Source organism: Angustibacter aerolatus, from assembly GCF_054776675.1.
The window spans coordinates 1-10,902 of record NZ_BAAHBM010000097.1; the positions used below are offsets into that span (position 1 = coordinate 1).

General features: G+C 75.6%; 14 protein-coding genes, 2 tRNA genes and 1 pseudogene. 3 read left to right on the plus strand and 14 right to left on the minus strand.

All coding sequences use genetic code 11. The features are described from left to right. From ACYVI6_RS16165 to ACYVI6_RS16195, 7 genes are all read right to left on the minus strand, one after another. Positions 1–401, minus strand: a 401-nt coding sequence (locus ACYVI6_RS16165) for a GPP34 family phosphoprotein (RefSeq protein ID WP_460447352.1), incomplete at its 3' end; no start/stop codon positions are given. Between the two features lie 4 nt (positions 402–405). Beyond that, the gene (locus tag ACYVI6_RS16170; protein WP_284289735.1) at positions 406–1,608 is read right to left on the minus strand and encodes an MFS transporter; all 1,203 of its coding nucleotides are present in this window, start codon (positions 1,606–1,608) and stop codon (positions 406–408) included. Then, a complete protein-coding gene (locus tag ACYVI6_RS16175; RefSeq protein ID WP_460447353.1) occupies positions 1,605–2,045 on the minus strand; it encodes a MaoC/PaaZ C-terminal domain-containing protein in 441 nt (146 codons plus the stop codon). The genes ACYVI6_RS16170 and ACYVI6_RS16175 overlap by 4 nt, the downstream gene beginning before the upstream one ends. Continuing rightward, positions 2,042–2,485 carry an FAS1-like dehydratase domain-containing protein gene (locus ACYVI6_RS16180; protein WP_460447354.1) on the minus strand — a complete coding sequence of 148 codons (444 nt, stop codon included), beginning with the start codon at positions 2,483–2,485 and terminating at the stop codon, positions 2,042–2,044. Before ACYVI6_RS16180 ends, ACYVI6_RS16175 begins: the two co-directional genes overlap by 4 nt. A gap of 104 nt (positions 2,486–2,589) precedes the next feature. Beyond that, complete coding sequence (rpmG, locus tag ACYVI6_RS16185; RefSeq protein WP_460447355.1) at positions 2,590–2,760, minus strand: 50S ribosomal protein L33; 171 nt, start codon at positions 2,758–2,760, stop codon at positions 2,590–2,592. Positions 2,761–2,853: 93 nt separating this feature from the next. Further along, on the minus strand, positions 2,854–3,756 hold the full coding sequence (uvsE, locus tag ACYVI6_RS16190) for a UV DNA damage repair endonuclease UvsE (RefSeq protein ID WP_460447356.1): 903 nt from the start codon (positions 3,754–3,756) through the stop codon (positions 2,854–2,856). Between the two features lie 103 nt (positions 3,757–3,859). Then, positions 3,860–4,618 (minus strand): SDR family NAD(P)-dependent oxidoreductase, encoded by a 759-nt coding sequence (locus tag ACYVI6_RS16195; RefSeq protein ID WP_460447357.1) that lies wholly within the window; start codon positions 4,616–4,618, stop codon positions 3,860–3,862. An 83-nt stretch (positions 4,619–4,701) separates the two neighbouring features. On the opposite strand from ACYVI6_RS16195, the pseudogene ACYVI6_RS16200 reads away from it, so the two are divergent. Further along, positions 4,702–5,565: pseudogene (locus ACYVI6_RS16200) on the plus strand (pyridoxal-phosphate dependent enzyme); the annotation flags it as partial. 75 nt (positions 5,566–5,640) lie between these two features. On the opposite strand, the gene ACYVI6_RS16205 reads toward ACYVI6_RS16200, so the two are convergent. From ACYVI6_RS16205 to ACYVI6_RS16215, 3 genes are all read right to left on the minus strand, one after another. Beyond that, positions 5,641–6,213, minus strand: a complete 573-nt coding sequence (locus ACYVI6_RS16205; RefSeq protein ID WP_460447358.1) for a CGNR zinc finger domain-containing protein — start codon at positions 6,211–6,213, stop codon at positions 5,641–5,643. Between the two features lie 111 nt (positions 6,214–6,324). Next, positions 6,325–6,398, minus strand: a tRNA-Met gene (locus ACYVI6_RS16210). Positions 6,399–6,432: 34 nt separating this feature from the next. Further along, positions 6,433–6,505, minus strand: a tRNA-Thr gene (locus ACYVI6_RS16215). An 80-nt stretch (positions 6,506–6,585) separates the two neighbouring features. Here ACYVI6_RS16215 and ACYVI6_RS16220 point away from each other — a divergent pair. Together ACYVI6_RS16220 and ACYVI6_RS16225 are read left to right on the plus strand one after the other, a co-directional pair. Further along, a complete protein-coding gene (locus ACYVI6_RS16220; protein ID WP_460447359.1) occupies positions 6,586–6,741 on the plus strand; it encodes a hypothetical protein in 156 nt (51 codons plus the stop codon). Next, positions 6,738–7,760: a UbiA family prenyltransferase gene (locus ACYVI6_RS16225; RefSeq protein WP_460447360.1), complete on the plus strand. Its 1,023-nt coding sequence runs from the start codon at positions 6,738–6,740 to the stop codon at positions 7,758–7,760. Before ACYVI6_RS16220 ends, ACYVI6_RS16225 begins: the two co-directional genes overlap by 4 nt. Before the next feature lie 27 nt (positions 7,761–7,787). On the opposite strand, the gene ACYVI6_RS16230 is transcribed toward ACYVI6_RS16225, so the two are convergent. The 4 genes from ACYVI6_RS16230 to ACYVI6_RS16245 all read right to left on the minus strand — a co-directional run. Then, entirely contained in the window at positions 7,788–8,807 is a 1,020-nt protein-coding gene (locus ACYVI6_RS16230) for a zinc-dependent alcohol dehydrogenase (protein ID WP_460447361.1), read from the minus strand. A gap of 33 nt (positions 8,808–8,840) precedes the next feature. Then, positions 8,841–9,800, minus strand: coding sequence for a 1-phosphofructokinase family hexose kinase (locus ACYVI6_RS16235; RefSeq protein ID WP_460447362.1), 960 nt, complete (start codon positions 9,798–9,800; stop codon positions 8,841–8,843). Next, a complete protein-coding gene (locus ACYVI6_RS16240) occupies positions 9,797–10,585 on the minus strand; it encodes a DeoR/GlpR family DNA-binding transcription regulator (RefSeq protein ID WP_460447363.1) in 789 nt (262 codons plus the stop codon). Before ACYVI6_RS16240 ends, ACYVI6_RS16235 begins: the two co-directional genes overlap by 4 nt. After that, positions 10,582–10,902: FGGY-family carbohydrate kinase (locus tag ACYVI6_RS16245; protein ID WP_460447364.1), on the minus strand; the 321-nt coding region annotated here is incomplete at its 5' end. The genes ACYVI6_RS16240 and ACYVI6_RS16245, both read right to left, overlap by 4 nt.

Sequence of the window (10,902 nt, forward strand, 5' to 3'; positions counted from 1 at the left end):
GCCGGCACCCAGCGCCCCAGCCGCAGCACCCCGAGGACGACGCGGTGGAGGCGCACCAGCACGTCGTCGCGCAGCAGCTCGTCGCGCACCAGCAGGCGCAGGCCGGGGGCGACCTTCGCGACCACGCGCTGCACGGGCCGGCCCTGCGGCGCCCGGCCGGACGCACCCAGCACCAGCCGCAGCAGCGGGTCGACGGCGGCAGCACCGTCGACGCCGTCGACGCCGTCGGCGTCGGGGACCGGCACCACCCGGCCGTCGGCACCGAGCCGCACCAGGCCGGTGCGCAGCGCCTCGCGCAGCAGCGCGCCGGCGAGGGCGAGGTTGAGCGGCGGCCCGTAGCGGCGCAGCCGGCCGCTCGACGGGTCGAGCACCAGCACGAGCAGCTGCTCGGCGAGCCGCACGGCGCTACGACCCGGCCGGCGGCTGCTCGCGCGCGGCCTGGGCCACGACGACGGCGACCGCGAGCACGGCGAGCACGACCCACAGCGCCTCGAGGATGCCCACGTGGTCGGCGAGGAACCCGATGAGCGGCGGCCCGGCGAGGAAGGCGGTGTACCCGATCGACGACACGACGCTCACCCGCGCCGCCGCGTACCGGGGGTCGTCGGCGGCGGCGCTCATGCCCACCGGGAACCCGAGCGATGCGCCCAGCCCCCACAGCACGGCACCGACGCCGGCCAGCCACGGCGAGACGCCGACGACCACGAGCAGCAGGCCGACCACCGCGAGCGCGGCGGTGAGCCGCAGCACCGGCACCCGGCCGAACCGGTCGAGCAGCCGCGTGCCGAGCAGCCGGCCGACGGTCATGGCGGTGACGAAGACCGCGAAGCCGAGCACGCCCTGGGAGTTCGACAGGTCGTAGCCGTCCACCAGCGCGAGCGCCATCCAGTCGTTCGCCGAGCCCTCGGTGAACGCGAAGGTCAGCACCACGAGGCCGATGGCCAGGGTGCGCGGCTCGCGCCAGGCGTCGATCGCCCGCATCCGCGGCCCGGAGGTCGCCGCGTCGTCGGCGTGCTCGTCGGGCACCTCGGCGTCCGGCAGGAACCCGCGCAGCGACCACAGCGTGGCCACCGCGACCAGCACGGCGAGCGGCACCAGGTGGGCCGGGGTGGGCACGTCGAGGTGGTTCAGCAGCGCGCCGAGCAGGGCGCCGACCACGGTGCCGACGCTGAAGAGCGCGTGGAAGTGCGGCATGATCGCGCGGCCCAGCCGCCGCTCGACCTCGGCGCCCTCGACGTTCATCGCGACGTCCCAGGTACCGGACCCGACGCCCATGCAGAACAGGCCCGGCACGAGCAGCCACACCGACGGGGCGAGGCCGAACAGCGCGAGGCCGGCGGTGCAGAGCAGCGCCGCGGCGCGCACGGTGCCGCGCGGGCCGAACCGGTGCACGACGGTGCCGGCGAGCGGGAGGGCCAGCACCGCGCCGCCGCTCATCGCGAGCAGCACCAGGCCGATCTGCGACGCCGACAGGTCGAGCCGGTCGCGGGTGGCCGGCACCCGGCTGATCCACGACGCCATGACCAGGCCGTTCAGCAGGAACACCGCCATGACGGCGGTGCGCGCGCGGGTCACGGTGGCCGCAGGGCGGGCGGCGGTGGTCGTCACGGCAGCCGGACGGTGGCGCGCGCGCGGCCGAGCACCGACACGGTGGCGCCGTCGGGGCCGGGCGTGGTGGCGGTGAGGTCGACGCGCACCGTGCGCGCGGCGTCGTCCTTCACCGCGACCGTGCCGGTGACGTCGAGCCGGGCCGAGCCGGGGTCGGGCACCGGCAGCGGCTTGGTGAACCGCACGCCGTACTCGACGACGGCGCCGGGGTCGCCGACCCAGTCGACGACGACGCGCACCGCGGTGGCCATGGTGAACATGCCGTGGGCGATGACGCCGGGCAGGCCCACCTCGCGCGCGACGCGGTCGTTCCAGTGGATCGTGTTGAGGTCGCCCGAGGCGCCGGCGTAGCGCACCAGGTCGGCGCGGGTGACCTCGAACGCCTGGGCCGGCAGCACGTCGCCGACCTGCACGTCGTCGAACCGGGGGGCGCTCACGCGTCACCGCCGCGGACGACGATCGTGGAGGTCGCGGTGCAGACCGGCTGGCCGGCCTCGTCGGCGATCTCGCTGCGGGTGGTGACCATCGAGTGGCCGCCGGCCGAGCGCACCGCGTCGACGTGCAGGGTGGCGACGAGACGGTCGCCGGCGACGATCGGCCGGTGGTGGCGGAAGGTCTGCTCGCCGTGCACGACGCGGCTGAAGTCGATGCCCGCCTCGGGGTCCTGGACCAGCTGGGCGTCGCAACGCTGCGCCACGATCACCGCGAAGGTGGGCGGCGCGATGACGTCGGGGTGGCCGAGCGCGCGGGCCGCCTCGGGGTCGACGTGCGCGGGCTGCGGGCCGACGGCCTCGGCGAACTCGCGGATCTTCTCCCGGCCCACCTCGTACGGCGCCATCGGCGGGTAGACCCGCCCGGCGAACTCGGCGTTGACCATGCTGCTGCCTCTCGAGGGGGTGGTGCGCGTGGACCCGGACGGCGGACGGCCGCCTACCTCGCAGGGAGGTGGCGGCCGTCGTCGTCCGGAGCGGGGTGCTGAGGTCAGCGGGTCTCGCGGTGCACCGTGTGGCGACGCTCGCGACGGCAGTACTTCTTGAGCTCGAGCCGGTCGGGGTCGTTGCGACGGTTCTTGCGCGTGATGTAGTTGCGCTCCTTGCACTCCGTGCACGCCAGCGTGATCTTCGGGCGGATGTCGGCGCTCTTGCTGGCCACGGGACTGCTCGCTCTCTCAGGACAGACGATCGGAAGGCAACCGGTCCAGGGTACGCGAGGACCCCGGGACGCTCCAAACGGTGCAGGCCCAGCCTACCCGTGCCCGGCCACGACGGCCGCCGCGGCGAGGGCGCTGACCTCCTTGTCCTTGATCTCCAGCACGACGTCGAGGTCGCGGTCGCCCACGTCGTCGAGCCAGCGGGTGAAGTGGTCGACGTCGAGCGACACCGCGTGCGCGCCGACCCGCTTCTCGGGGTCCTGCGAGCTGTAGTCGACGAGCGGCACGCCGTCGGCCGGCCCCCACGTCGGCGCGACGGCCGCGAGCGCCGCCCGGGTGCCGACGTCCGGGTCGGTGACGTCGAGGTGCAGGTTGTCGAGCAGCACCGGCACGCCGGTGCGGTCGGCGAGGTCGAGCACCTCGCGGTAGGTGATGCCGAAGTCGTCGTTCTCGAGCACGAGCCGGGCGCGGACGACGTCGGGCAGCTCGCGGTAGCGCGCGACGAAGCGGTCGAGCGAGGTCGCCATGTCGCCGTACGCGCCGCCGCCGTGGATCTGCACCTTGTGCGTGGTGTCGAGGCCCATGAGGTCGAACACGCGGCACTGGTACAGCAGGTCGTCGACGGCGCGGCGGTGCACGTCCTCGTCGGGCGAGTTGATCAGCGTGTACTGCCCCGGGTGGAAGGACAGCCGCATGCCGTGGTGCCGCACGAAGGTGCCGATCTCCGCGAGCTGGCCGGCGAAGTCGCGGCCCCAGTCGACGTCGACCACCGGGTGCGCGCCGAACGGCACCAGCTGCGACGACACGCGGTGCACGAGCAGGCCGTGCTCGACGTCCCACTCGAGCATCGTCAGCAGACCCGCGAGATTGGCCTTCAGCGTCGAGCGGAACCGCTCGGAGGAGTAGCTGCGCAGGATGAACCGGCCGTGGCTCTTGACGCCCCGGTCGGCGAGCGCCCGGTGGATCGCGGCGTACCCCACCCGCACCGTGCCGCTCACGTCACCCGTCTCGCCGTCGGACCGGCCGACCGGTCGGCCGGTCCGCAGAGCCTGTCACGCCGCCGCACGACCCGCAGCCCGGGTCGTGCGGCGTCGCGGCCGGTCAGGCCAGGCCGTCGGGACGCAGCAGCACCTCGTTCACGACGACGCGGGCCGGCCGGGTCACGACGAAGGCGATGGCGTCGGCGACGTCGCCCGCCTGCAGCAGCGGGGTGCCGGCGAACGCCGAGCGGCCGGCCTCGAGCACCTCGGGCCGGATGTGGGTGAACAGCTCGGTGGCGACGGGCCCGGGCTCGACGAGCGAGACCCGCACGTGCCGGCCGGCGACCTCCTGGCGCAGCGACTCGGCGAAGGCGCCGACGCCGTGCTTCGTCAGGTTGTAGACCCCCATCCCGGCCTGGGCGGAGCGGCCCGCGATCGAGCTGACCATCACCACGTCCGCCGTGGCCCTCGACCCCGCGGCCGCCTCGAGCAGGTGCGGCAGGGCGGCGTGCGTGACGTACAGCAGCCCCTGCAGGTTGAGCGCGATCATCCGGTCCCACTCCTCGACCGGGGCCCCCTCGACCGGTCCGAGCAGCATCACGCCGGCGTTGTTCACCACCGTGTCGAGCCGGCCGAGCGCGGTGACGGCCTGCTGGACGGCACCCACGGCCTGGGCACGGTCGGTGACGTCGGCCTCGACGACCTCCGCCTTCGTCCCGAGCGATCGGACGCGGTCGGCGAGCGCCTCGAGCCGGTCGCGACGCCGGGCGACGAGGGCGACGTCGGCCCCCGCGGCGGCGAGCGCGAGAGCGGTCTCCGCGCCGATGCCGCTGCTCGCGCCGGTGACGAGCGCGACGGTGCCGGTGAGCCTGCTGGTCATGCGGTCCTCCTGGTGACGGGGCTGGTCGCACCACCGTGACAGAGGCTTATCGGTTTTGTCTATGTCATGCGAGGCTTGACGGCGTGACCGGTCACCCGCTCCCGGCGGCGCTCTCCCTGTTCTCCCGACCCACCCCCGTCGAGGCCGCGCCCCGGCTGGCGCAGGCGCTCGGGCTGTCCCCCGACCGGCTGCTGCTCAAGCGCGACGACCTGATGGGCCTGGCCGGCGGCGGCAACAAGGTGCGCAAGCTCGAGGTCACGCTGGCGCAGGCGCTGGCGGCCGGCGCCGACACGGTGGTCACCACGGGTGCGCCGCAGAGCAACCACGCCCGGCTGACGGCCGCCGCCGCCGCCCGGTGCGGGCTGCGGTGCGTGCTGGTGCTCGAGGGCGAGCGGCCGCCGCGGATGCGCGGCAACCTGCTGCTCGACGAGCTGCTCGGCGCCGAGGTCCTGTTCGCCGGTGGGCGCGCCGCCGGCGACGTCGCCGCGCAGGAGGCCGCCCGACGCGGCGCGCACCTCGTGCCGTTCGGGGGCACCAGCCCGGCGAGCGCCGAGGCCTATCGGCAGGCGGGCGAGGAGCTGCTCGCCCAGGTACCTGACCTCGGCCTCGCGGTGGTCGCCGTCGGGTCGGGCGGCACGATGGCCGGGCTGGTCGCCGCGCTGGGGACGGCGCGGGTGCTCGGGGTCGCGACCGGCGCCGTCGCGGACGCTCGGGCGACCGTGGTCGGGCTCGTCACCGCGATGGGCGTCTCGGCCGTGGGGTTGCAGGTCGACGACACCCACATCGGTGCCGGGTACGACCACCTGACGTCGGCGACGCGCGACGCCCTCGCCCTGGCCGCGCGCACCGAGGGCGTGGTGCTCGACCCGACGTACACCGGGCGGGCGATGGCCGGACTCGTCGCCGCCGCCGCTGCGGGCACCCTGCCGGTGGGACGCGTGGTGTTCGTGCACACCGGCGGCCTGCCCGGCCTGTTCGGCCACCCCGACCTGCAGGGCCGACGGGGCGGGTCGCGAGACGCGTCAGGCGGGCGCCGCCCGCCGCGCACGGGACGCCCGGAGGTTGGCGACGTTGCCGCAGGTGCGCACGTCGTGCCAGCGGCGGCTGGCGTTCGGCGAGCCGTCGTAGAAGGCGGCCCCGCACTCGGGGTTGGCGCACACCTTCAGCCGCCGCAGCCGGTCGGCGCGGTCGGCGAGCAGCAGCTCGACGGCGACCAGGGACTCGAGCCCCGCCGCGCCGCCGGAGGCCGGGCCGTACGCCGTGCGGCGGTCCGCGACGAGACCGACGGCGACCGGTGACGACTCCCACGCCGGGTCCCCGCCGTCCAGCCAGGCCCGCACCGTGTCGCGCAGCCGACGCGCTCTCGGCAGGTCACGCTCGCTCAGGGACAGGTCGGGCGCAGGTCGGCCTGCCCGAGCGGCCCACTCGGTGGTCGCCGCGGTGAGCCACGCCCGAGCGGGTGCGAGCGAGGTCAGCGGGTCTGCGTCGACGTCGCCGGGCAGGCCGCTGTTCAGCAGCTCCTGCGCGAGGTAGAGGCCGTCGGGAGCGAAGCCCAGGCCGTAGCGCGCGGTGCGCGAGTCGCCGGCGGTCGTCACCGCTCCAGCGTACGCCGGCAGGACAGATGCGATCGCGCCCTGCCTCTGTCAGCCACCCAGTCGCCCCGCGGACGACGAAGGGCCCGGGCGTCGTGCGCCTCGGACCCTGGGTAGCGAGGGCGGGACTCGAACCCGCGACACCACGATTATGAGTCGTGTGCTCTAACCACCTGAGCTACCCCGCCAGGAGCCGCTGCCTTCGGCGGGCAGCGGCTGTCGAGCCCCAATACGGAATCGAACCGTAGACCTTCTCCTTACCATGGAGACGCTCTGCCGACTGAGCTATTGGGGCAACGGCGAGGAGCCTACACGGCTCCCACCGGCTCGGTGAAATCCGTACCCTGGCGGTTCCGCCGAGCGAGGGAGCAGGCCGTGAGCGAGCCCGATCCGGGTGCCCCCAGGGGCCGCAGCGCGTGGCGCGTCGCGGGCATCGTGGTCGCCGTGGTGCTCGGCGTCTGCGGCCTGGTCGCCGTCGCCGGCGTGCTGCTGTTCATGCTGGCGATCAACAGCTGGGCGGACAGCAAGTGAGCCTGCTCGCGGCCCGGGTGCGGCTCGTGGTGCTGATGGCGCGGCCGGCCCTGGTGCTGCTGCTGGGCTCGTACGCGCTGCTCGGGCTGGCGCAGCACGGCCGGGCCTCGCGCGTCGCCGACCTGCCGCTCGTGGCCGGGGTGCTGGTCGCCACCGTGGGGTACCTGCTGGTGTCGGTGGTGCTGAACGACCTGGCCGACGCCGAGGTCGACCGCGTCAACCTCGCCGGCGACCGGCGGCGTCCGCTGGCCAGCGGTGCGGTGCCGCGCGACCTCGTGGTGGTGGCGGTCGTCGGCGGGGTGCTCGCGCTGACCGCCGCGGCGCTGCTCGGGCCGCTGCCGCTGGCCGTGCTGGTGGCCGGCACCCTCGTCGGCGCCGCGTACTCGCTGCCGCCGCTGCGGCTCTCGGCGCGCGGTGCGGTGGCCTCCCTCGCGCTGCCGCTGAACGTCGTCGCCGTGCCCTACCTGGTGGGGCTGCTCGCCGCCCGCGCCGAGGTCACCCGCGACGACGCGCTGCTGCTCGGCGGGCTGTACGCCGCCGTCATCGGCCGCCTGCTCCTGAAGGACGTGCGCGACGTCCGGGGCGACGCGCTGCTCGGCAAGCGGACCTTCCTGGTGCGGCACGGACGGCTCGTCACCTGCCGGGTGAGCGCCGTCGCGTGCGTGCTCGGCGGCGCGCTGCTCGTGGCCGCGGTGCCCGACCGCACGCCCGCGCTGGTGTCGTCGTACGCCGTCGGGCTGTCCGGGGTGGTGGTGCTGCTCGCGCTGCTGGCCCGCTCCCCCGGCCCGCGCCACGACACGCTGCTGGTGGGGGCCGTCGCCGTGATCGGCCGCGGGCTCGTCGCGACGCTGCTCGCCCACCTCACGATGCGCCCGCTCGGCTGGACGCCGTGGCAGCAGGCCCTGGCGCTCGCCGCCGTCGCCCTCGTCACCGCCGGCGGCGCCCACGACCTGCTCCGCCGCCGCCCCCGGACCCGCGCCGAGCTGCGAGCACCGGTTCACCCCACGGCGCTCGACTGAACCGGTACCCGCATCTCGGCGGGGGGGTCAGGGGCGGACGAGCACCTTGACCTGGTCGGCGGTGCCGCTGAGCGCGAAGGCCTCGGCGACGTCGTCGAGCGGGAGGGTGGCGGTGACGACCTCGTCGACGGGCACGCCGCCGGCCTGCAGGATCGCGATCGACGTCGCGTAGTCCTCGGGCAGGTACGTCGCCGCGCCCTGGATGCGGATCTGGTGGTCCTGCACGATCGGCAGCGGGATCGTGACGTCGCCGACGGGCACGCCCACGACCACCACGGTGCCGCCCTTGTCGGCGAGCTGGATCGCCTGGTCGACGGTGCGCTGGATCGCGACGCAGTCGAGCACGACGTCGGCGCTCTCGCCCAGCTCGTGCCGGACGTCGGACACGACCGTGGACGAGGCGGCGTCGACGGCGGCGTCGGCGCCCATCCGCAGGGCGCGCTCCCGCTTGGCCGGCAGCACGTCGGTGACGACGATCCGCCGCGCCCCCTGGTGCCGGGCGGCGGCCAGCACGAGGAGGCCGATGGTGCCGGCGCCGAGGATCGCGACGGTGCGGCCCTCGACCCCGCCGGCGAGCCGGATGGCGTGCACGGGCGTCGAGAGCGGCTCGATGAGCGCGGCGGCGGTGTCGTCGAGGTCGTCGGGCACCACGTGCAGCCGGGCGGCGTCGACGGTGAAGCGGTCGGCCATGCCGCCCTGCGGCCAGTTGCAGCCGAAGAACTCGAGGTTCTCGCAGATGTTCTCGTTGCCCGTGGTGCAGCTCTTGCAGTGCCCGCAGACCAGCGTCGGCTCGACCGTGACGCGCTGCCCCACCTGCACGGCGGTGACGTCGGCCCCGACGGCCTCGACGACGCCGACGACCTCGTGGCCCGGCTGGTAGGGCAGCTCGATGAACGGGTGCTGGCCGTGCGCGGCGTGCGTGTCGGAGCCGCAGACGCCGCTCACCGTCGTGCGCACCAGCGCCTCGGTGGCCGACGGCTCGGGCTGCTCGACCTGGTCGACGGTGATCCGGTCGGCGTGCACGACCACGCGGCGCATCTGGGGCATGACGGCTCTCCTGTGCTCTTCGTTGACGGTTAACTAGTGTGCAGCGACGGGCTGGTCGCGGTGCACCGGCCCGATCGAGACCGGACGCCGCGGGTCGGGCGTGCCGAGCAGGGTGCCCTCGTGCTCCACCGCAGCGGCTCCGGAGCGCAGGGCCGCGGCGAGCGCGTCGGCCGGTGCGGCACCGCCGTCGGCGGCGGCGAGCCAGCCGGCGAGGAAGGCGTCGCCCGCCCCGACCGTGTTGACCACGGCACCGGCCTGGGCGCGGCCGTGCAGCGGCTCGGTCAGGTCGGCGTCGACCAGCACCGCGCCGTCGCCGCCGAGGCTGACCAGCACCGTGCGGACCCCGCGGCGCACGAGGTCGCCCGCGACGTCGAGCACGTCGCCGAGGGTCGGCAGCGGCCGGCCGGCCAGCTCGGCGAGCTCCTCGGCGTTCGGCTTCACCAGGTGCGGCAGCTGCTCGCCGTCCCGCGACAGCGCCGTGACCAGGGCCTGCCCGGAGCAGTCGAGGGCGACCCGGCGTCCCGCCGCCCGGGCGTCGGCGACGGCGTCGGCCAGCCGCTGCGGCGAGAACCCGCCGGGCAGGCTGCCGGCCCACACCACCCACTCGCCGCGCGCGCTCGAGGCCCGCGCGGCGTCGAGCAGGGCGGCGACCTCGTCGGGCGCGAGCGTCGGGCCCGGCTCGTTCACCTTCGTGGTGCGGCCGTCGGCCTCGACCAGCGAGACGTTGCTGCGGACGGCGCCGGCCACCGGGACGTCGACGTGCGCCAGCCCGAGGGCGTCGAGCAGCCCGACCAGCTCGGTGCCCGAGGCGCCGCCCACCGGCAGCACCGCGCGGGCCGAGACGCCGGCGCCGTGCAGCCCGAGCGCGACGTTGACGCCCTTGCCGCTCGGCTCGACCAGCGTGCGGGTGGCCCGGTTGACCCGGCCCGGCTCGAGGCGCGGCAGGTGCAGGGTGCGGTCGAGGCTCGGGTTGGCGGTGACGGTGGTGATCACGACGGCGTCCCCTCCCCCGCGACCTCGACGACGACGTCGGCCGCCACCAGCTGCTGGCGGTGCTCCGGGCGCAGGCCGGCGTCGGTGACCAGCACGTCCACGTCGTCGAGCCCGGCGTGCCTGGCCAGGCTCTCGGTGCCGAGCTTGCCCGAGTCGACGAGGAACACGCGCTGCCGCGCCGCGGCCAGCATCTCGTGCTTGACCTGCGCCTCGTCGACGTCGGGCGTGGTGAGGCCGCGGGTGAACGACAGCGCGTTCGTGCCGAGGAACGCGACGTCGACGTTGATGCCGGCGAGCGCCTCGACGGTGAGCGGCCCGACCGAGGCCATGGTCTCGCGGCGCACCCGCCCGCCCAGGCTCACCACCCCGACGTCGCGGGCCAGCAGCGCCGACATCACCGGCAGCGAGTTGGTGTAGACGACGAGGTCGCGGTCGGCGGGCAGTAGCTCGGCCAGCCGCAGCGTGGTGGTGCCGGCGTCGAGCAGCACGGTGCCGCCGTCCGGCACCAGGTGCAGCGCCTGCCGCGCGATCGCCGACTTCTCGGTGGCGCGGCCGGTGCGCTCGCCGACCTGCACCTCGTCGGACTGCCGCGCCACGGGGACGGCGCCGCCGTGCACCCGCCGCAGCAGGCCGCGCGCCTCCAGCTGCGCGAGGTCCTTGCGCACGCTCTCGGCGCTCACCGCGAACAGCTCGGCCAGCCGGGCGCTCTCGACGCGCCGCTCTGCCGTGAGCAGACGCAGCACCTCCGACTGGCGCTCGTCGGCGAACAGCGGACGGTCGCTCACGGTGCCCCCAGCAGCTCGTCGGGCCCGAGCGCGCCGACCGCGCGAGCGGCCAGCACGGCGGCGCCCAGGGCGCCGGCCTCCTCGACCTCGGACGCCTGCAGCCGCCCGAACCGGGCGGCCTTCGCCCGCATCACCTGGGCGCTGTGCCGCCAGCCGCCGGTGACGACCACGCGGTCGCCCGGGCCGACGACGTCGTCCATCGCCCGGTGCAGCGCGAGCGCCTGGTCGGCCGCGGCGTCGACGACCGCCCGCCACACCTCGCCGGGGCCGACGCCGCCGGCCAGTCCGCCGAGGGTCAGCGCGTCGCCGCCGAGCCC

Excerpts from the sequence above, each read along its gene's own strand:
- ACYVI6_RS16230 (WP_460447361.1), bottom strand. The coding sequence starts at position 8,807 with ATGCCCCAGATGCGCCGCGTGGTCGTGCACGCCGACCGGATCACCGTC.
- ACYVI6_RS16180 (WP_460447354.1), bottom strand. The coding sequence starts at position 2,485 with ATGGTCAACGCCGAGTTCGCCGGGCGGGTCTACCCGCCGATGGCGCCG.
- ACYVI6_RS16195 (WP_460447357.1), bottom strand. The coding sequence starts at position 4,618 with ATGACCAGCAGGCTCACCGGCACCGTCGCGCTCGTCACCGGCGCGAGC.